Origin of the sequence: Streptomyces sp. NRRL B-3229, from assembly GCF_000719505.1 — a bacterium.
Classification (GTDB): domain Bacteria; phylum Actinomycetota; class Actinomycetes; order Streptomycetales; family Streptomycetaceae; genus Streptomyces; species Streptomyces griseorubiginosus.
In genome coordinates, this window is sequence record NZ_JOGP01000146.1 from 1 (window position 1) to 294 (window position 294).

Annotated in this window: 1 protein-coding gene; it reads left to right on the forward strand. The window is 67.3% G+C overall.

Annotated features, from left to right (window positions below; genetic code table 11):
- The coding region (locus tag IF54_RS0139160) for a carotenoid oxygenase family protein (protein ID WP_030327590.1) at nucleotides 1-294 on the forward strand (294 nt) is incomplete at both ends.

Consider the following 294-nt stretch of genomic DNA (forward strand, 5'->3'; position numbering starts at 1 on the left):
GATCATCTGGCACGCCGGCAAGCTGCTCGCCCTCAAGGAGGCGGCGCTCCCGTACGAGCTGGACCCGCTGACGCTGGAGACGAAGGGCGTCTGCGACTTCTCCGGGCAGATCCCCGGCCGTACCTTCACCGCCCACCCCAAGCACGACCCGCGCACCGGCGAGCTGATCGCCTTCGCGTACAACGCCAGCGGCCTGCCGGACAAGCAGATCCACATCCACGAGATCGCATCCGACGGCAAGGTCACCCGCTCCCAGACCTTCGAGGTGCCCTACTCCTCGATGGTCCACGACTG